This is a genomic window from Citrobacter sp. wls619 (assembly GCF_005281345.1).
Taxonomy (GTDB): Bacteria; Pseudomonadota; Gammaproteobacteria; order Enterobacterales; family Enterobacteriaceae; genus Citrobacter.
Genome location: NZ_SZXJ01000058.1, coordinates 1 through 17,430, shown reverse-complemented (window position 1 = coordinate 17,430; position 17,430 = coordinate 1). Strand labels below are relative to the sequence as shown.

At 42.3% G+C, this 17,430-nt stretch carries 13 protein-coding genes; 6 read left to right on the top strand and 7 right to left on the bottom strand.

Annotation, left to right across the window (positions count from 1 at the left end; genetic code table 11):
• Positions 1 to 255: 255 nt before the first annotated feature.
• From FDX19_RS12880 to FDX19_RS12860, 5 genes are all read right to left on the bottom strand, one after another.
• Positions 256 to 1,380 (bottom strand): SPASM domain-containing protein, encoded by a 1,125-nt coding sequence (locus FDX19_RS12880; RefSeq protein ID WP_368666075.1) that lies wholly within the window; start codon positions 1,378 to 1,380, stop codon positions 256 to 258.
• Between the two features lie 117 nt (positions 1,381 to 1,497).
• A complete protein-coding gene (locus FDX19_RS12875) occupies positions 1,498 to 3,111 on the bottom strand; it encodes a bifunctional UDP-sugar hydrolase/5'-nucleotidase (protein WP_137383014.1) in 1,614 nt (537 codons plus the stop codon).
• A 22-nt stretch (positions 3,112 to 3,133) separates the two neighbouring features.
• Positions 3,134 to 4,015, bottom strand: a complete 882-nt coding sequence (locus tag FDX19_RS12870) for a nucleoside-specific channel-forming protein Tsx (protein ID WP_137383013.1) — start codon at positions 4,013 to 4,015, stop codon at positions 3,134 to 3,136.
• 70 nt (positions 4,016 to 4,085) lie between these two features.
• Positions 4,086 to 5,648 (bottom strand): bifunctional UDP-sugar hydrolase/5'-nucleotidase, encoded by a 1,563-nt coding sequence (locus FDX19_RS12865; protein ID WP_137383012.1) that lies wholly within the window; start codon positions 5,646 to 5,648, stop codon positions 4,086 to 4,088.
• Between the two features lie 141 nt (positions 5,649 to 5,789).
• Positions 5,790 to 7,346 (bottom strand): bifunctional UDP-sugar hydrolase/5'-nucleotidase, encoded by a 1,557-nt coding sequence (locus FDX19_RS12860; RefSeq protein WP_137383011.1) that lies wholly within the window; start codon positions 7,344 to 7,346, stop codon positions 5,790 to 5,792.
• A gap of 131 nt (positions 7,347 to 7,477) precedes the next feature.
• On the opposite strand from FDX19_RS12860, the gene FDX19_RS12855 reads away from it, so the two are divergent.
• Positions 7,478 to 8,593 carry a cytoplasmic protein gene (locus FDX19_RS12855; protein ID WP_137383045.1) on the top strand — a complete coding sequence of 372 codons (1,116 nt, stop codon included), beginning with the start codon at positions 7,478 to 7,480 and terminating at the stop codon, positions 8,591 to 8,593.
• Positions 8,594 to 8,747: 154 nt separating this feature from the next.
• Here FDX19_RS12855 and FDX19_RS25475 read toward each other — a convergent pair whose 3' ends face one another.
• Positions 8,748 to 8,972 (bottom strand): hypothetical protein, encoded by a 225-nt coding sequence (locus FDX19_RS25475; RefSeq protein WP_249357554.1) that lies wholly within the window; start codon positions 8,970 to 8,972, stop codon positions 8,748 to 8,750.
• Between the two features lie 1,503 nt (positions 8,973 to 10,475).
• Between FDX19_RS25475 and nac the strand changes: the two genes are divergently transcribed.
• The 5 genes from nac (at position 10,476) to FDX19_RS12825 (ending at position 16,344) form a co-directional block, all read left to right on the top strand.
• Positions 10,476 to 11,393 carry a nitrogen assimilation transcriptional regulator NAC gene (gene nac / locus FDX19_RS12845; RefSeq protein WP_137383010.1) on the top strand — a complete coding sequence of 306 codons (918 nt, stop codon included), beginning with the start codon at positions 10,476 to 10,478 and terminating at the stop codon, positions 11,391 to 11,393.
• Positions 11,394 to 11,494: 101 nt separating this feature from the next.
• Entirely contained in the window at positions 11,495 to 12,445 is a 951-nt protein-coding gene (gene cbl / locus FDX19_RS12840) for an HTH-type transcriptional regulator Cbl (RefSeq protein WP_005127780.1), read from the top strand.
• 332 nt (positions 12,446 to 12,777) lie between these two features.
• Complete coding sequence (locus FDX19_RS12835; RefSeq protein ID WP_249357553.1) at positions 12,778 to 13,833, top strand: hypothetical protein; 1,056 nt, start codon at positions 12,778 to 12,780, stop codon at positions 13,831 to 13,833.
• A 1-nt stretch (position 13,834) separates the two neighbouring features.
• Positions 13,835 to 14,311, top strand: coding sequence for a serine/threonine protein kinase (locus tag FDX19_RS12830; protein ID WP_249357552.1), 477 nt, complete (start codon positions 13,835 to 13,837; stop codon positions 14,309 to 14,311).
• Positions 14,312 to 14,313: 2 nt separating this feature from the next.
• Complete coding sequence (locus tag FDX19_RS12825; protein ID WP_137383009.1) at positions 14,314 to 16,344, top strand: hypothetical protein; 2,031 nt, start codon at positions 14,314 to 14,316, stop codon at positions 16,342 to 16,344.
• A 161-nt stretch (positions 16,345 to 16,505) separates the two neighbouring features.
• Here FDX19_RS12825 and FDX19_RS12820 read toward each other — a convergent pair whose 3' ends face one another.
• Entirely contained in the window at positions 16,506 to 17,387 is an 882-nt protein-coding gene (locus FDX19_RS12820) for an integrase domain-containing protein (protein WP_137383008.1), read from the bottom strand.
• Positions 17,388 to 17,430 lie beyond the last annotated feature (43 nt).

Here is a 17,430-nt window from a genome sequence, read left to right as displayed (position 1 = left end):
ATTCTACCGTCAATGTACGCTAATGCTTGCGCGTATGAATGAGAGGTTAAGCGCACTGAGCGCGATGCCCAGTGGCTCACGAGACTTACTCGAGATCTCAAGAATGCTGCTAATGCCAGGTAAAGCGCAACGAGCTGCGTCGTGCAACGAATCTATTGATTTTTGTGTCCAAATCTCAGACTACTAAAATAGTCTTGGTATTTCAGCGACAATCGGCGCGACCAATTTATTCATTAGCTTGTACGGAGAACTATGTCAGGTCAAATACTGACGAATATCGGAAGGCGCATAGTTATGTTCCCACAACGCCCTCATCATCAACATATAGGGTTCAACATAAGTAAAAAAAGCCTGATAACTTTCGCAAAAATAATTAAGCTGCGGAACACCATATTGGGAAAGTACTATGCGATCTTTTGCACAACCGCCGTGGCAGGCAAATTCTACTTTGCAACTCGCACATGGTTCTAACAGTGTCGGTTTGGATAGTGCCACTTTCTGGTTCGTTGAGTTTTGCTGCATCGTGGTTGCAATAGTCTGATTGCTGTCACTCATATAATATTTCGAATTAACAAAACGGTCACAATGATAATTATCATCGCTTATTTTCAGCGCTAACGCGCTATCATCATATGAAGCATAAACACATGTTGGCACAGATAACCCGCACCATGCAGCAAACACATGCTCAAAGATGGGGATTTTAATCGTCCCAATGTCCAGACGCACCCAGGTATAAAAAATTGTTTTCAAAAAAATTCCCAGTGCGGCGGGCCCAAGACTTCGTTCATCTACACCACCTTGTACAAGCGGTTTAAGTAAGGGAATAAACTGCATATGGCGGCTACCCAGACTTTTTAAATAATGGTAAATCCTCAGCGGATACTGGCTATTCACGGCACTAACGACCGTCAGTGTGCTAAATTCAATATCATATTTTCGCAATAATCTCGCAGTGCTTTCAATCTGATAGTTTGTTGATTTTCCAGAAATCGTTTCGCGGACATTGTCATGTAGTGAAACATCGCTATCCACTGAAATACAAATCATAAACTGGTTTTCCTTGAAGAACTCACACCAGTTGTCATCTAACAGAATTCCATTGGTTTGAAATATATTAATAATGTTTTTACTTTGCGCATATTGCTGTTGTAGCTCGATGACTCGTTCAAAGAAATGACGTCTGCCAGGCATTGATTCACCGTCATGCCAGGTAAAAACCACATCGCTAGCTTCATCAGTATCAATTTTTCGACGAATAAATTGCTGAAGTGTTGTATCGTCCATACAGTACGTACTGCATTCTGGGGAGCGTTCCGCGTTATTAATGCAAAAACAACCCTTACAATGTAAATGACATAATGGAATTGTGTTTTTCATCTTCACATGGCAACTTTTCATTATCATTTACCCTCATAAATTTATTATGCTATTTCTTTGTAATATGTGAGAGGCAGGTGATGCCATCTATAAAATAAATGGCGTCACCTGAATTTTTTATTTTTTACTCACTTCAACACGCATTTCGTTAACTTCCAGAGGAACGATTTTGTGCCCCGATTTCAGATAATTAATCACGACATCAGACATATTATTCCCGGCGCGGACTTGAACATTTTTCCCTTCTTTAAATGCCAGAAAACCATCGCCTCCCAAAGCAAGGAAGGTCGTGGTTGCAACATGGTAAGTCTGCGTATCATCAATCGCTTTGCCATTGATTGTGAACGATACTATGCGCTGCCCGACTGGATTCTGCGGCATGTAACGCATTTCAGCACCTTTTGACATTTGAAGTATGCCATTGGTGAGAGATGCCCCATGTTCCATGAGATTGCGCAGATCTTTACCGTTAAGATCCATCTCAGTAAGCTCATTCTTAAAGGGGAAAGTACTGGTAATGTCACCAAAGGTAATGGGACCCGCGTTGAGATCAGCACGTAAACTACCGGAGTTAATCAGTGCGATCTGTGCATCCGGTGCAGCGACGAGCATTGCATCTGTAAATAAGTTGCCGAGTTGCGATGATTCGCCATAGGCACGGGTTAACATGATCGGGGACTCACCAACTGGCTGACGCACAATATCCGCGAGTTTTTTATTCCAGCCATCGATAACTTTTTGTGTTGTTGGATCAGGTTTCCACTCATCAGCAAAAAGTGTTTTCAGCTCGAAGCTTTTTACTTTTTTGGTATTCGCCCCTGGTTCAACATCAAGTACCAACTTTCCGATATCGATACCACCACTGTCAGTAGAAAGGATTAGCGTATTTCCCACTTTGATAGGTTCCGGTGTTCCAACATGAGCATGTCCGGTGATGAGAATATCAAGCCCTTTGACCTGACTAGCGGTCTGAATATCTTTATCCAGTGCACGCCTGACGTCTGTCGTACCAATACTGGACTGACGTGCCGGAACGCCTTCGTGAACGAGCGCAACGGTGACATCAACTTTACCCCGCAACTCATCCAGATAATGCTGCAGATATTTCACCTCGTCGCGAGCTTCAATCCCCTGGTTCTTGAGGGCAGCGGCTGATTTATCAAAGCGGTTATTTTTATCATTATCGAGCCCCTGGATCGAGAGTTCTGAAATGGTGTCATTAAACGCATACACACCGTGCAGCCCAATAACGCCAATTTTTACGCCATCCTTTTCCAGGATGGTATAGGGTTTGTTCCAGAATGGTATCTCGCTGTCCTTATGGTATACATTCCCCAACAGAACAGGGAAGTTCGCCTTGCTCAACTGCCGCAAGAGATTATCCCAGCCATGGTCAAATTCATGATTACCTATTGATACTGCATCAAAAGGCATGGTATTCATAATATCAATAATGGCCTGACCCTTAGTCAGGCTGCTGATATAGGGTCCAGTAAAATAGTCACCGGCATCAAAATAAAATGTGGCTTTATTCTGTGCTTTTTCCTGCTTGACTAAAGTGGTTATATTAGCGAATCCACCAATTGCACGTTTACCGTCTGCGACATAGGGGAGTTTGTAACTATCAACATGAGCATGAAGATCATTGGTATAAATAATAGTGACATCTTTGGCGCTCGTCCATAGAGGTAACGTCAACAGAATACCTGCGGAAATCAATTTTATTTTCATGGCCAGTTCCTTGTAGTTATATTTAAAAAGTGTAACCAACAGTTAAATAGTATGCCCACCCCGTTGAGTCGATAGTGGTGATATTTCCATCGCTGTTAAATGCTTTACTACCTTCCTCAAATTGCCCACCATGATAGAAATAACGAAGAGTAGCACCATAATTCCAGTGAGAATAAACCAGACTGAGCACGTTGGTGGAAACTATCGAACTATTTGTACGGGAGTAAAATTGTTGCTCTCCGCCTGATTCTTCTTTTAGGTCTGAACCAAAGTCAAAATTGGTAAAGCCGACGTAAATTAGTTTTCCACCAAACAATGTTGTAAGAGGTATGACATATTTTACTTTGAAGCGATAGCCATCCCACTCGTTTTCATTGGCAGCGTTATAGTTATTCCCTTGATATTTAGCATAGATGTTAGCAGATAATGTCATCGGTAGCCCGGTATCAATATCTGTTCCTAGTCCCATATACCAGGTGCTCTGACGCTGTCCGGAATTTGTACCCGCGTCGTAAATATAGTTGTGGGCAAAATACCATTCTTTAAATGGACCAAAGCTTAGGTCGAGACCCGTTAACTTGTCGATGCTAAAGCGCGGTTCTATCTCCATAAAAAACGGAGAACCGTTGTCCCAAATACCGATATCATTATCATTGCCGATACCAAAAAACTTAGGCAAGTCCGCGTAGCCATAGAAATCAAACCAATCTACATGAGCCCATGCGCGATACTCAGGATATAAGTCGGCCCTTTTTAGCGGCCCAAAACGAGTTGAGTTGCTGCCTACAATATTAATACTTTGGTGCCACCAGTCTGAGAGATAGTCATTATCTAAAGAGTCTGCCAATGTTACCGTGGGTAACAGCATAAATACGCCAGATAGTATACTTGTTATTTTTTTCATACGTAGGGATTCCTTCCACAGAGATTTGTTAATAAAGACAACTCATACAATTTAAAATATAAAGTTAAAACTATTTAGCTGTGCTTACGTCGACCACTCGCATTTCAAGGTCGGGTTCCAATGGGTTATGAGTCTTGACATAATCAATAATTGACTCGGCAGAGGTGGTGCTGTTGATAGTTTTGGCATTCGTTCCTTTTAAGAACGCGTCAAATCCATCACCACCCGTCGCACAAAATGAGTGTGTAACAACCCGATATGTTTTGGTTGGAACTACTTCTTGATTATTAATCGTGAAGTTAATGATTCGCTCACCCAAGGGTTTTTTACTGTCGTATTCAACATGAACGCCTTTTGACACTTGCAAAACCCCATTGGTGAGATTAGTTGCGTGGATCATTAAATTGATGAGGTCTTTACCGGTGAGATCCATTTCAACAAGTTCGTTATTAAATGGGAAGGTAGTAATTACATCACCATATCGTAAATTCCCTTGTGGCAAATCAGCACGCAAGCCTCCACTATTTTGTAATCCTAAGACGGCGTCCGGCGCTTTGGCCATCATAGCGTCAATAACTAAATTACCAACAGGTGATGATTCACCATAAGAGCGGGTGAAGGGTGCGGTTGTTGACCCAATGATTTGATCGGTGATATTTTTCAGCTTAGCATTCCACTCATCAATCCTGGCTTGAACTATAGGGTCTGGTTTATATTCGTCTGCAAATACAGTGATTAATTTACCGTCATAGCCGTCAATTTTTTTAGTCTGCGGGTTAAAATCCAATACTAATTTACCGATATCAGTACCATACGCATCCGTTGAAACAATAAGCGTGTCATTAACTTTAATTGGCTCAGGTGTGCCCACATGAGCATGTCCTGTAATTAACACATCGATACCCTTAAATTTCTTTGCGGTATCGATATCGGCTTGCAGCATTCTGGCTACGTCTTTATTGCCATAACTTGATTGACGCGCTGGCGTACCTTCATGGATAAGCAGCACAGTGATATCCACTTTACCTTTTAAAGCATCAAGACCTTTTTGAATATAAGGGACTTCATCACGGGCTTCTGAACCCGCATAAGCCTTAGCAGCAACAGTGTCATAAAACGCAAATTTCTGATGTATACCTATTACGCCAATTTTTATGCCATCTTTTTCGATAATCGTCCATGGTCTGTTCCAGACGGGTTTGTCACTGTTGGTATAAAAAACATTACCCAGTAAAACGGGGAATTTCGCTTTGGATAACTGCTTAACCATATTATCAACACCATGGTCAAATTCGTGGTTCCCCACAGAGACAGCATCAAATGGCATGGTGTTCATGATGTCAATAATTGCTTCACCTTTTGTTAAGGTGCTAATATAGGGCCCGGTAAAATAATCGCCTGCATCAAAGAAAAATACATCTTTGCTTTTTCTCTTAGCATCATTAACGATGGTTGCTATATTCGCAAAACCACCTACCATACGTTCTTTGTCGACGGCCGGAATTTTCCCTGGAGATACATGAGCATGTAAATCATTGGTGTAATAGATCGTCACATCCTTTGCAGTAACTGATGGGGATAACATTGCAGACAAGCACAATGTAATCAAACTACACTTTATTCTTCTCTTCATAACAAAATCCTTTCAGTTTTATGAAAAATTATATATTTCAGTCAAGAGCTCATGCAGATGTTTGCATGTTTCTATTAATTTACACAAATGCCTCCATATTCGGCTGATGACAACGTTACAGAACACAATGCGGCAAAAAAATTATTTTTTTACGTCAGCAACGCGCATACCGTTAAGTTGTTCATCGGTGATGGTGTTACCTGCTTTAAAGTAATCGATCACTGCGTTGTAAACGTAATACCCACCTGTTGTGTTATGCGCTTTACCCTCGGTAAATGTAGTGAAGCCGTCACCACCATCAGCAAGGAAGCTTTGGGTAGCAATGTGATAAACCGCCGAATCCTCAATCGCTTTACCATTAAGTGTCAGTTCCAGGACCCGCTGTCCAACGGGTTTACTGCTGTCATATTTCATTTCCAGGCCTTTTGAGACCTGCAACACTCCATTACTTAAACTTGCACCATGTTCCATCAAACCACGCAATTGTTTACCGGTGAGATCCATCGTTGCCAGCTCGTTGGGGAACGGGTACACACTGATGACTCCACCCATAGTAATCGCGCCCGCTGGTAACTCAGTGCGGATACCACCTGAATTAGTTAAAGCCAGTTGTGTATTTTTGCCTGCTGCCGCCAGCAAAGCATCCGCAGCCAGATTCCCCAGTGGGGCCGATTCTCCATATGCGCGTGTCAATTCAACTGGCGACTGTCCTACTGTTTGTTGCACCACTTCATCAAGTTTCTTATTCCAGTTGTCGATCACCGACTTCGTTTTTGGATCTGGTTTCCACTCGTCTGCATAAATGGTTTTAAGCTCGAAGTTTTTCACAGTGAAGTGATGTGGTTTCTCTTTATAGTCCAGTACCAATTTCCCCACATCAATACCGCCGCTGTCGGTGGAGAGAATTAGCGTATTACCTACTTTAATCGGCTCCGGCGTGCCAACATGGGCATGTCCGGTAATCAGAATATCCAGTCCTTTCACCTGGCTTGCCGTCTGAATATCCTTGTCCAGCGCCCGACGCACATCGGTGCCCCCTATGCTGGACTGACGGGCAGGCGTTCCCTCATGGACCAGCAGAACGGTCAAATCGACTTTGCCCTTCAGTTCATCAATATAGCTCTGCAACCATTTAATTTCGTCCCGCGCTTCAATACCTACGCGCATCGCTGCGGAAACAGTATCATTAAATGCAAACTTACCGTGTAAACCTATAACGCCGATTTTCACACCATCTTTCTCAATGATGGTGTAAGGCTTGTCCCAGAATGCCTTGTCGCTGTTTTGATAGAATATATTACCTTGCACAATAGGGAATTTCGCCTGACTAAGTTGCAATAACGTATTGTCCCAACCATGATCGAACTCGTGATTTCCCATTGTGACAGCATCAAATTGCATGGTATTCATGATGTCAATTATTGCTTTGCCTTTTGTCAGGCTACTGATATATGGGCCGGTAAAATAATCACCGGCATCAAAAAAACATGTTGCTTTGTTTTTCCCTTTCTCCTCTTTTACCATGGTGGTGATATTCGCCCAGCCACCGATATCTCGTTTACCGTCTGCAATATAGGGTACTTTATAAGGTTCCACATGAGCATGGAGATCATTGGTATAAATAATGGTGACATCCTTGGCACAGGCCCAGAATGGCAATGTCAACAAAATACCCGCAGCAATCACTTTTAATTTCATAATTCGTTCCTTTATTCACATTTTTTTTGGGTATTTTACATTCCGAAAGGCATTGATATGTGCGTCTGTTCACACAATCAAATCGAGGTTATAGTTCAAAATCAGCAACCTTTAGAAATCGTTGGTGGCTCATGTCGACTTTATTTACAATTAATACCTGCAAGACGTTTGGGTGTCGCAATTTAGGGTTGGCTACATCTGAAGATTACAGTTGGCCGAACTATAGGTTGGGTTATCCGGCATTGCACTGCCGGGCATGCGGGAGTTATCCCCCTCTATTTGAAGCGCAACAATTTAATGAATGGTTGTCAGCTCACTTAAGCACTTATGCCTGTGAAAGTGGCCATTTTTGTCCTGTATGTTATGACAAAGATATCATTCGTTATGGTTATAATCCACAAGGTACACAGCGTGTTCAGTGCCGCACCTGCAAAAAAGTCTGGACACCTAAACAGCAATTACCACGAGAACTAATATCGCCAGAATGGATTGAAACGGTTCCTTTAATTGTGCCGTTCCAGGGTGGAGAAGCAGAGCAGAAATTGTATGTCCTGCTCAGTTTCGATGCTATACAAGGTAATATTCTTCATTTATCTACTAATTTTACTCAGCATCCGGTTGGGGAAAGCTTATGTTATCTTTGGCGAGGAAATATCGAGCCTGATTTGGACCGCCGTGATATTGTAAAACACGTTGATATGCGTGAAATGCAGTTTCTACGCCGCAGTCAGTTCGATGAAATTCAGTATGGAAGTGCTGTACTCAAACGTAACGGCAAAGGTGTTATTCTGCGTCCGGTTATCGCGGCCCATGGGCATTTTCGGGTACTGAATATCCTCTTTCCTGATATAAAGACACATGTTGTTTCTCACGAATGCTTTCTTCGGGGAGCAGTTATTACTGTTTGGGCTGAGCTGTTTCGCCAACGACAGGCTGAACTTTGGTTTGTAGAGGAGGATATAAGCGAAAGTGATACGAATACACCTTGGTATTTTCAGGGGAAAACACACCATGGCTGGTGGAAAAGTCAGTGGTCGCTTTGGGTACAGGGAAAAAACCGTAAGATGGTTTGCTCGTTAACAGGTGGTGATATCAGTGATGCTAAAATGCTCTCTTTAACGGCCAGCAGGCATTTTACCCACTGGCTATATAAGCAAACGAAGTTTATACACAGTGCTCAATTCTCTGCAGGACGTGTAATGCAAATTTTACTTTCCCTGGCGCATGACTATAACGATAAACTTTAAATAGCGGCTTCTGGCGATGAGTACCGGCTAAATCTTCCCAGTCATGATGTCACGACCTCCATAGCTGGTCGATATTATAAAGGGTTCATGTAGTTACATGAACCCTTTATACATATGCAGTTAAGTTAATTGCTCTGTATTTTATAGTGACATATTAATTTGCAGTGATTGAGGCTGTAGTGATTAATTCAGTCAGCTCTGTTTCGTTAAATAATCGTGCACAATAGCCCTCCCCAGGGTATTGAGGCGCACCATCAGGTATAGAAATGACATCGTAAATAGTGGCAATCATATTACCGTTCACATCACTGATAAAGAATGAACGGGCATGGCAGGTAAAAATAACGAAATAATCATCATGGTCAAACACACTTCCCATAAAATCAGTCCATTGGACGATAGGTGTTGTGGGGAGTTCAATAGGTGCCTGAATTTACACAGCCGTTTTTGCTGCTAAGTCTACAGCATAGAACAGCATGCGAGCTGGAGCTGTTACATAGGTATCGGTTGTTGCATTGTCATTGATCGGGCGGACAATAGGATTTCCATCTGTATCAAGACACAATCTATTATCAAAGACAGATAAAACAGATTTCCCAACGGTAGCATCGATATATTCTGCAAATGCACTATTGTTAGTCGTGCATAGAGTCGATGAGATTGTTTTTTCCTAACAGAACTATATGCTTTTGCTGTGCAGTAAATAATAAATGTTGAGCGACCCCATTTTGTGATGGATGTCACGCGGAATGTAATTAATAACTTTTGTCGATCGATTTGTTGAAAATGATATCTATGTGTTATTGGTGTTGATAATTCTATTTATTAGTAGAATGCATAAGAGGGGCAAGCGGGAGAGGGCGTAATCCATTAGCAAAACGACTACCGGGTTTCAGAAGGGAATTATGCTGTAACCGTAACGCTATTACCCGTGACGATTTTGCAGTACTTGTGGGTTTCCACCACGCAGTCATACCGCTGAACGACATATCAGCGCAGATAATCTCATGCGTCACATTATCTGCGGCCGGATGATTACGGATACTCGTCTAGCGAAATACGGGATTCTTTTTGATTAAGCGCTATTTTGAGATACCGAAGGCGTGAACCCAGCTGGGTTGGCAGGTAGCTGCAGACCATCAGAAGCGGGAAGATTTTTCACGCTAACTTATGGAAAACTGACCATATCAGTATTCATAAGTTAGTCTGAAAGCAAANGGGAAAGATTTTCACGCTAACTTATTGAAGTCTAAGTTAATAAGGACTTATAAGCACGCCTGAAAACAGGAATTTGGCTCCTCTGACTGGGATCGCCTTAGCCAATAAATGACTAATAAGTAAACTAAACCTGAATTCCCTGCTTGTCAAGACCACCAAAATGACCACCAATTTTGATCCCTACCAGCCAACAAACCCATTTCAGATGATTTGGTCTGAACGAGTACACCGTAACCACGCTCATCGGTGGCTACGCAGGCATATCACTAGTTCAGTATAAGCATTAATCGCTCATAGTATTTTGTTAAATCAGTATTGAATGACTGCTTTGAAGAGGAATCGTGTGAACGAGGCGCATATTAGCGAGGGTGATGGGGGTTGTCAAAGGGGTAAATGAAATTGTGTGTTCGTTTGCTGACAAATTCAACAAAGCGGCGATCTTTCATGCTTTTTAGACATTTGCCCCATTCTGGTGCGCGTCTACCTCTTGTGGGGCAGCCTGGAAAAAGGTGGAATCAGTAGACGCTATCACTTTCCTGCGCCATCCCTTACTTAACGGGAGCTTAACATTAAATACTCGTCTACAGATGAAACTGGCAAGCATCTTGCAATCCTGAGTTTCATGACTGCCAGCATGGGTTCTGGTATTCCGACAGGAGGCAAAATGAACTTCAGACGACTGAAATACTTCGTAAAAATCGTCGATATTGGTAGCCTGACCCAGGCAGCGGAAGTATTGCATATCGCTCAACCCGCGCTGAGCCAGCAGGTTGCTACGCTGGAGGGGGAACTGGATCAACAGTTGTTGATCCGCACCAAACGCGGGGTGACGCCGACGGAAGCGGGGAAAGTGCTGTATACGCACGCCCGGACGATATTACGTCAGTGTGAGCAGGCGCAGCTTGCGGTCAATAATGTAGGGCAGACCCTGAGTGGACACGTCGCTATTGGCCTGGCGCCTGGCACGGCGGCATCATCAATTACCATGCCGCTATTACAGACCGTTCGCGCCGAGCTGCCCGATGTACTGGTCTATTTGCATGAAAACAGCGGGGCGGTGCTGAACGATAAACTGCTCAGTGGTCAATTAGATATGGCGGTGCTCTACGAGCGCTCGCCGATCGCGGGTATTTCCAGTCAACCGTTACTCAAAGAGGATCTTTTCCTGGTGGGGACGCGTGAATGTCCTGGGCCAAGTGTCGATTTAACGGCAGTCGCGCAGATGAATTTGTTTCTGCCACGGGATTACAGTGCGGTTCGTCTCCGTGTTGACGAAGCCTTCTCACTGCGCCGCTTAACGGCGAAAGTAATAGGTGAAATTGATTCTATCTCCACCTTAACGGCCGCGATTGCCAGTGGTATGGGGGTGACAGTCTTACCTGAATCAGCAGCCCGGGCATTATGTCATGCAGCGAATGGCTGGATGGCGCGGATTACAACGCCCTCCATGAATCTGCCCCTCTCGCTTAATATGTCAGCCAGGGGCAGTTTGACACCACAGGCTCAGGCGGTGAAAGAGATCCTGTTGTCGCTGGTTAGCCGTCCGGCTCTGGAAAATCGGGAGCTACAGCTGGTGAGTTAGACCTTATTCCAGCCAGGAATAAGATGCAGGTTTTTATTATTTGTTATGCCGGGCATCAGACTTTAACAATAGCGTAATGTCTGATGTACCCGGAGCGAAAAGTGAATTTCCAGCAACTTAAAATAATCCGCGAGGCGGCCCGTCAGGATTACAACCTGACGGAAGTCGCGAATATTCTTTATACCTCGCAGTCGGGGGTAAGTCGGCATATTCGCGAACTTGAAGATGAACTTGGCATCGAAATTTTTATTCGTCGTGGTAAGCGTTTACTTGGCATGACCGAACCGGGGAAGGCGTTGCTGGTGATCGCTGAGCGTATTCTTAATGAAGCCAGCAATGTTCGCCGACTGGCGGACCTGTTTACCAATGACACGTCTGGTGTGCTGACCATTGCGACCACGCACACGCAGGCACGCTATAGTCTGCCTGCGGTGATCAAAGCATTTCGAGAGCTCTTCCCGGAGGTTCGCCTGGAGCTTATTCAGGGGACGCCGCAAGAAATTGACGTTCTCCTGCAAAATGGTGGCGCTGACATTGGTATTGCCAGTGAACGACTCAGCAGCGATCCGCTGTTGGTGGCGTTTCCCTGGTTTCGTTGGCAGCACAGCCTGCTCGTTCCACACGATCATCCATTAGTTAAGGCTTCCCCGCTTACGCTTGAGTCTATTGCTCACTGGCCGCTCATTACCTATCGGCAGGGTATTACGGGGCGCTCACGTATTGATGAGGCATTTGCGCGTAAAGGGTTGGTGCCGGATATTATCCTCAGTGCGCAGGACTCGGATGTGATTAAAACGTATGTAGCGCTGGGGCTGGGAATCGGGCTGGTGGCGGAGCAATCCAGTGGCGAGCAGGAGGAGGGGACGTTAACCCGCCTTGATACCCGGCATTTATTTGATGCGAACACCGTTTGGCTGGGACTCAAGCGCGGTCAGTTGCAGCGCAATTACGTCTGGCGATTTATCGAGCTATGCAACGCAGGTTTATCTGTGGAAGAGATTAAACGCCAGGCAATGGAGCCTGATGAAGTGATGATTGATTATCAGATATAAAGCAAGAAGCCTGCTTAGTTTCCTAAGCAGGCTTCTTAAATTTGGCTCCTCTGACTGGATGCGGATTTTAAGGTATCACATTGAATTATATTGGTTTTATTTTTAGGATTTAAACAGGGGCCCTCAATAAGGCCCCTCATATTATTGCTGATTGAAAATGTGATTTTTGTCATGTTTTAGTATGTTGTTTTGGCAGTAAACAGACAAGTCTGGTGGCTTTAATGCCAGACGTTGTCATAACGACACTATGGTGCATAATCATATTTTGGAGTTGACATGATAATACTATCCTTGATTATACTGTATAAATAAACAGTTCATGAGGCTAGTGAATGATTACTAATATTAACTGGGTGGAACATTACGACTTAAAATACTTTCTGCTTGTTAAGTGTGATATTCATCACATAATTTTGATATTTACTCCAGAAAGAACAAAGAGTTATACTCTTGAGCATAGCTTTTCTTGGATGAGAAAAAATATGTTACTAGATCCGCACAATGACCCGAAAGCATGGGAAGAGTATTTCAAGAATATTGTGAAACTCCATTATAAGACTGAAAACTATTGTGATATTCCAGATACACATGGTGGAGATTTCGGGATTGAGTGCTATACATTAAATGGTCATGTATTTCAGTGTTATAGACCTGAGCAGTATAGCGATGTGGATAAATTATACACTGCACAGAAAAATAAAATATCAAAAGATATTAAAAAATTCACTGAAGATAATGTTGATAATTTCAAAAAATTATTCGGCGTGTTGAAAATATCACGCTGGATACTCGCTACGCCATACAATAAATCTGCAAAGCTTGCTCAATTTTGCACAAAGAAAACGCTTGAAGTCAGAGGGATGAATATTCCCTATATAGATGATGATTTTCAAATTTTGGTCAAAACTGAGCATGACTATATTCAAGAAGCATCTATTTTACGTAGAGATAAATTTCAACTAAGCTTTGATTTTGACTCTATTACCGATGAAAAAGCAAAAGATTTTATTGATGGCAATCTGGTTTTTCTAGAAAAGTTGAACTTAAAAATACCGAAAATTAATGCAAATAGTGGTCAACACGATCATTATAAGAGTTATATGGTCCAAAAATATCTTGAGTACCAGAATCTACTTGATGTTTTAAAACGTGATTGGGTTGATATATACCAAGTGGTCTATAAAAGCATAAAAAGAAGAGAGGAAAACTTAGTTGGCATGTTTATGATTTCCCCAGATGCAATTCCTTCAAAGATTATAAAGGATGAAATACAAGGTTTAAAGGATGAGATATCAGAAGAGATACCATCGTTTAAACAAAGTGATCTTGATAAGATTACATGGGGGGTCATTTCTGATTGGCTTATTCGTTGCCCTTTGGATTTCTAAAATGAATAAAAAAATAACTATTCAACTTTCTGATATTCTTGATCGGCCTTTTACATTTACTCGTAGACCTGACTTACTTCCGTGCGAGATGAGACCACTATGGAAATGCAGTCTCATATTACTTTCTATTCATTTAGCTTGCCGTGCGGGTTCGTGTTCTTTAAAGAAAATACATGTCATCAATTGGATAATAAAATCTGAAAAGAACTCTTCTGAGTTTGAATTCTGGATTTTAAATCAACATGGTATAAAGCCAGAAGTAAGGTTGGATCCAACATTAGATCGCGCCTTGGCGTTATTAATAGCAGATGGGATGATTTCTAAGAATGAGGATAAGTTTACAATTAATGATAAGGGCTTGGAAGTTAGCAAAAAACTAACATTAATTAATGCTTTTGAATTGGAAAAGATCGTACTCCTCAAATTTAAAAAATCATTAACAGATGCCAATGTTAATAAAATATTCCAAGTGAGATAAATATGAGTATCGAAATAGTTAGGCTGAAAATTGTTGCTAATACAAATGATGGTGTTTATGGAGTCGATATTCCTTTTAAAACTGGATTGTTCTTGTTAAGGGTCGAAAATACCCACGGAAAGTCAACATGTATGAATGCTATTGCTTATGCTTTGGGTATGGAACGAGCATTGGGTCAATCAGGGACGAGACCTCCATTTCCAGCATCATTAACCAAATCGTTATTAACTAAGGAGGGTAAAGAAGTTTCAATTATTTCTTCATATGTATTATTACAAATAAAAAATGATAAAAATATGGTTACCTTAAAAAGGGCTATAGTTGGAGCTACTGATAATAATATTATAAATGTATTTGAGGCTCCACTTGATCTAGTACCATTACATTCACCTAAACCTCTTTACTTACATAGAGAGGGGGATACGAGTCGGGATCTTGGGTTTTATTATTGGTTTGGTAAATTCGCTGGATGGAATATTCCTTTAGTTCCAAATCATAATGGAGGTGAATCACCTTTATACCCTTCTGTTATTTTCCCTACATGGTTTGTTGAGCAAAAAAAAGGATGGAGTTCTATTCAAGCTACGACTCCAACATATTTTAACATTAAAGAACCTAAAAAAAGAGCTGTCGAATTTGTTCTCTCTCTTGACGTTAATGAAAATATTAAGAAAAGAAATTCACTGAAATCGAAAATCGACGATATAGTATATCAGTGGAAATTAATTAAACGCAAGGCGGATCTTATCTCTGCAAAGGTATCGGGAGTTGTTACTGGTATACCTGAACAACCGGAAAGCAAGTTTGATAATTATAAAATTGATATAGTGATTAAAACAGAAGAAAGAGTTATTTCCATAATAGATGTTAAATCTTCTCTTGAAAATGAACTACGAGAATATTCTCCTTTAGAGGAAACTATTAGTGATAATTATTCATTAGAGTTGGCGACTCTTGAGTCAATACGTGAACATACTGATAAAATAAAAGATCTTGAAATATTGTTGCAAAATGTCAGTGATGAAAGAAGTTATATACATTATCAGATATCTGCAACGAAAAGAAGAATTTCAAATTTATTGGATGATAAAAGGAAATATGAAGATATTCGGAAAGTTGCTGACTCGAATACATTTGAAAATAGTAGTATTCTAATAAACGAGTGTCCTACGTGCGGAGCGGGTTTTTCAGATAATCTTTTAGAACTTTCAGCGAAAGATAATGTAATGACATATGAAGATAGCTTATCCTTTATTAAGGAGCAAATTAAAGCATTTGAGTTCGTACTAAATGATAGTGATAAACAACTTCAGATAAAACAAGCAGAGCAAAAGCAATTAGAGACTGAAATAGCCAATCTTAGAAGCAATATCCTAAGATTAAAGAGTCATAAAAACCCTAGCATTGCAATCCAAGAAGATTATTTGCGAAAAAAAATAAACTTGGAGAATGGAATTAATGATATTGATGAAGCATTGAATGAATTATTACAAATCAAACTAGATTTGGAGACTTTATTCAAAAGATATATGCAATTAACCGGGGAACGAAAAAAATTACCAACAAGCGTTCTTTCTGTCAAAGATTTTGAAAAAGTTAAATTTTTAAATCAAAGCTTGAAAAGTCGTTTAGAAAAATATACTTTCTCCAGTTTTAAGGTTGAACAAATTGAAATTTCCGATGAGAACTATTTACCGACGAGAGAAGGTTTTGATATAGGCTTTGAGGTGTCGGCCAGTGATGGTATTAGAATGATATGGGGTTACCTAATAAGCCTGTTTATGGTTGGGAAAAAATTTGGAACTAATCATCCCGGTATTGTCATATTTGATGAGCCAAGACAGCAGGAAACTAATAAATTTAGTTTCTCCGAACTTCTGAAGGATGCAGCACGTTCCTCCGTTGATGGTGGACAAATTATATTTGCGACTTCTGAGGAAGAAGATGTACTGGTACAAGCGTTGGTGGGCGAAAAATATACGATGTGTGCTTTTAAAAAAGCTGATGGGAAACTCATCCGTAAATTTGCATAAAGTCACATGTTTTCACCTTAATTCCTGACTGCACCAAATACTGAAAAAATACATAAAGTTGCGCCAGTTCCGGCCCTTTGGGGTGTAGCTCTTTCCGGTCTGGCGCTGCAATCCTTAGCGCACCTTTGTCTTTCGCTTCATGATTGCACCAGAACAGAAAATTACTCCTCTTCCCGCTGCCCATAAACCTGCGCCACATACCGTCCGCGCCCATCACCATGCCCCAGATCCATCGCTACCATTGCCAGCGCCTCTTTCCTGCTGAACCTCTGCGCCAGATAGTGACGGATGGCATCCTGCGCCCAGGCATAACGCAGAGAATGCGGGGAATATGCGCCAGTGAGGCCAATCCTTACCGCCTGGTTATGCCAGTAGTCCATCGCGCTTTTCAGATCCGGCTTGTCAATCAACCGGCCATTACGACTTTCTGTGACAGCTAATGCATTATTCAGCGCTTTTTTAACTGCGCCAGCATCGAGAATCACCGTTTCGCGGGGGCGTCCGCCTTTGGTACCGAAAACTACGGTTAAGCGCGTATCGCCGCGCTCAACGGCCTGTTTCCACGTTTTCAGCGACTGCATGCTTTGTACCGTTTCCTGCGAACGTAATCCCATCAGCCGCGCCAGCTCCAGCGCCGCAGCCAGCCCCGGATCTTTCATTTGGGCACACTCATGCACATAATGGTAATGCTCCGGTGTAATTGCCTGCCGCGTACCGTTGCGGGATGCGCCAGAGAGCCCCAGGGATTTATTTGTCAGTCTCTCATGCCCTGCCACCTGCTTACGCCCGGCCTGTTGCAGCACCGCACGCAGCGAGGCCATTTCATTCTGTAGCGTGCGTTTGCCGATCCCCTGCGCCAGCCTTTCATGGATATAGCTTTCAATATGGCGAACCTTAATTTGCGCCACCCGCTGGATCTGGACGTTCAGCACCCGCAAGTGATGATCGAAACGCTGCACAATGTGGATGCGATCGTTCACCGTTTTATGGCTACCGCCGCAATGTTTTGCCAGCGCCGTCATTTCACCGCCTAACTTGCCCATACACTTATCCCCCCGATTTTGAGAACACAAACAGTCTCCGGCG

What these genes read in the sequence shown, in the direction of transcription:
- FDX19_RS12880 (WP_368666075.1), bottom strand. Translation starts at nt 1,380, where the DNA reads ATGAAAAACACAATTCCATTATGTCATTTACATTGTAAGGGTTGTTTT.
- FDX19_RS12875 (WP_137383014.1), bottom strand. Translation starts at nt 3,111, where the DNA reads ATGAAAATAAAATTGATTTCCGCAGGTATTCTGTTGACGTTACCTCTA.
- FDX19_RS12870 (WP_137383013.1), bottom strand. Translation starts at nt 4,015, where the DNA reads ATGAAAAAAATAACAAGTATACTATCTGGCGTATTTATGCTGTTACCC.
- FDX19_RS12865 (WP_137383012.1), bottom strand. Translation starts at nt 5,648, where the DNA reads ATGAAGAGAAGAATAAAGTGTAGTTTGATTACATTGTGCTTGTCTGCA.
- FDX19_RS12860 (WP_137383011.1), bottom strand. Translation starts at nt 7,346, where the DNA reads ATGAAATTAAAAGTGATTGCTGCGGGTATTTTGTTGACATTGCCATTC.
- FDX19_RS12855 (WP_137383045.1), top strand. Translation starts at nt 7,478, where the DNA reads ATGTCGACTTTATTTACAATTAATACCTGCAAGACGTTTGGGTGTCGC.
- FDX19_RS25475 (WP_249357554.1), bottom strand. Translation starts at nt 8,972, where the DNA reads ATGGGAAGTGTGTTTGACCATGATGATTATTTCGTTATTTTTACCTGC.
- nac (WP_137383010.1), top strand. Translation starts at nt 10,476, where the DNA reads ATGAACTTCAGACGACTGAAATACTTCGTAAAAATCGTCGATATTGGT.
- FDX19_RS12835 (WP_249357553.1), top strand. Translation starts at nt 12,778, where the DNA reads ATGATTACTAATATTAACTGGGTGGAACATTACGACTTAAAATACTTT.
- FDX19_RS12830 (WP_249357552.1), top strand. Translation starts at nt 13,835, where the DNA reads ATGAATAAAAAAATAACTATTCAACTTTCTGATATTCTTGATCGGCCT.
- FDX19_RS12825 (WP_137383009.1), top strand. Translation starts at nt 14,314, where the DNA reads ATGAGTATCGAAATAGTTAGGCTGAAAATTGTTGCTAATACAAATGAT.
- FDX19_RS12820 (WP_137383008.1), bottom strand. Translation starts at nt 17,387, where the DNA reads ATGGGCAAGTTAGGCGGTGAAATGACGGCGCTGGCAAAACATTGCGGC.